Here is a 2,503-nt window from a genome sequence, read left to right on the forward strand (position 1 = left end):
GGTCCCGGTACCGGGACCACCAGAGCCTGAGTGACGGTAGAATCCACAGGAATCGTGACGTTTGACCGGGTATTCCGGAGGGGTGACTTCCCACTGGCGCGCCCGGGCGATGATGGGGGAGTCACATGGAATTTCGCGTTCTCGGCCCTCTGAGCGTGTGCGACGACAAGAACCGCCACCGGTCCCCGACCGCGCCGAAACAACGGCAGCTGCTGTCGCTCCTCGCGCTCAACGCGAACCGCGTCGTGTCCGTGGCGCAGATAGTCGAGGAGATCTGGGAGTACCGGCCGCCGTCGAGGGCGGTCGCGGCGGTGCACACGTACGTCATGCAGCTGCGCCGCTCCCTGGACGGGGCCCGGCGCGGCCCGGGCGGGAGCCCCGGCCGGCTGCAGACCCGGGACCAGGGGTACGTGCTGAAACTGAACCCCGGTGAACTCGACCTGGAGCGCTACGAGCAGCGGGTGCGGGCCGCGCGCGCCACGCTGGAGGCCGGCGAGTACGCCGAGGCCGCCGAGCAGTTGCGCGCCGCCGAGATGATGTGGACGGGGCCGATGCTGGTCGACGTGCCCACCGGACCCCTACTCAGGGCGGCCATCGAGGTCGTCGAGCGGGACCGGCTCGACGCCGTCCCCCAGCGCCTGGGGGCCGAGCTGCGCCTCGGGCGGCACCACGAGATACTGGGCGAACTCACCGCGCTGGTGCACCAGTACGGCACGCACGAGGACCTCGTCGGGCACCTCATGCTCGCCCTGTACCGGTCGGGCCGGCAGGCCGACGCGCTGATGGCCTACCACCGGCTCCGGGTGCGGCTGCGGGAGGAACTCGACACCAAGCCGTCGGCGCGGCTGCAACGCCTGCACACCCACATGCTCTCCGGGCACCCGCGGCTGGAGCCCCCTTCGGGCGCGCGCTACCGGCAGTCGCTCAACCTGCTGGCCGAGCGCACCGTGTCCGTCCCGCGCGACCCGGTCCGCGACGGCGGGCTGGTCAGGGTCTGACGTCCGGACGGCCGGCCGGCGGCGGGCCGGGGAGTGCGGGCGGCGGCCGGGCAGCCAGAACAGGGCGCCCACCAGCGCGGGCCCCATCAGCAGGGCCGCCACCCCGAACGCCTGCCCCGCCCCGGCGGTCACCCCGGTGCCCCGGCCGCACATCGCCACCGCGAGCACCGTGCCCAGCGCGGTGCCGAACTGCCCCGCGCACTGCACCAGGCCCGCCGCCAGCCCCGCGCCGGTGCCCCGGAACCGGGCCAGCGCCACCACCTCGCACGACATCCAGATCAGGGGGAGCCCCGCCCCCACCAGAACCAGCCCCGGCAGCATGCCCGAGACGTACCCCGGGGCGTGCGAACGGGCGGCCAGCAGGCACAGGCCCGCCCCCAGCAGCAGACAGCCGAGCGCGCACGGCGGGCGGGCGCCGTACCGGGCCAGCAGCGTGCTGCAGGTCCGGCCGACGACGAAGATGCCCCCGACCACCGGCAGCAGGGCGGCTCCGGCGGCCGGCGCACCGAACCCGTAGGTGTCGCGCAGCTGCATGCCGCCGAGGAAGGCGACGGGCGCGGCGGCCGTCGACACGAGCAGGATGCCGGCCGCACCGGACACCAGGCCCCGGTCGCGGAGCAGGGACGCGGGCAGCAGCGGGTGGGGACAGGTGCGTTGCCGGTGCGCGAAGACGGCCGCCAGTACCGCCGCGCCGAGCGCGGCACACGCCGTGTGCCGGTCCGCGCCGTGCGCGGCCAGCCGCACCAGGGCGTACACGGCCGCGAACAGCGCGCCGGTCAGGGCGGCGGCCCCGGTCAGGTCCAGGCGGACACCGCGGGCGCGGGGCGGGTCGGGCAGCGGGGTGCGGCGGGCCACCGCCAGGGCGACGGCTATCACGGGGACGTTCAGCCAGAACGCCCAGCGCCAGTCGAGGCCGCCGACCACGAGGCCGCCGCACAGCACGCCGGCCACCGAGCCGACGCCGCCGGCGCCCGCCCACAGCGCCAAGGCCCGGGCGCGCTGGTGCGGTGCCGCCGCCGTCACCAGCAGCGACATCGCGGCGGGCACCAGCACGGCGGCCGCCAGCGCCTGCCCGGCACGTGCGGTGACCAGGAGCGGACCGCTGGGCGCGGCGCCGCACACGGCCGACGCCACGGCGAAGGCGGCCATGCCGTGCAGGAAGAGGCGGCGGGCCCCGGCCAGGTCCGCGAGCCGGCCGCCCAGCAGCTGGAGGCCGCCCACCAGCAGCACGTAGATGTTGGTCACCCATTGCACGGCGTCCAGCGACATCGACAGGTCGCGCCGGATGTCGCTGAGGGCGAGCGTCACGATGCCCATGTCGGCGTTGGCGAGCAGGGGCGCGAGGACGGCCAGGGCGAGCAGCCGGCGGTCCAGCGGCGGCGCGCCGTCGCGCGGGTGGGCAGGGGCGGACAAGGCCATGACGGTTCCCGGGAGTTGGCGCCGGTGCCGTCACGCGGGCCCTGCGGCGGGGCGGACGGGAACGACGGCCCGCGTGACGGCACCGG

1 protein-coding gene and 1 pseudogene are annotated in these 2,503 nt (G+C 76.0%); one reads left to right on the top strand and one right to left on the bottom strand.

Annotated elements, in window-relative coordinates:
- Positions 1–125 precede the first annotated feature (125 nt).
- Positions 126–998, top strand: coding sequence for an AfsR/SARP family transcriptional regulator (locus AOK18_RS31505; protein ID WP_074993823.1), 873 nt, complete (start codon positions 126–128; stop codon positions 996–998).
- Positions 999–1,178: 180 nt separating this feature from the next.
- On the opposite strand, the pseudogene AOK18_RS34915 reads toward AOK18_RS31505, so the two are convergent.
- Positions 1,179–2,417 (bottom strand): annotated as a pseudogene (locus AOK18_RS34915) (MFS transporter); the annotation flags it as partial.
- Between the last annotated feature and the right edge of the window lie 86 nt (positions 2,418–2,503).

It is taken from the genome of Streptomyces prasinopilosus, from assembly GCF_001419695.1.
Taxonomy (GTDB): domain Bacteria; phylum Actinomycetota; class Actinomycetes; order Streptomycetales; family Streptomycetaceae; genus Streptomyces; species Streptomyces prasinopilosus.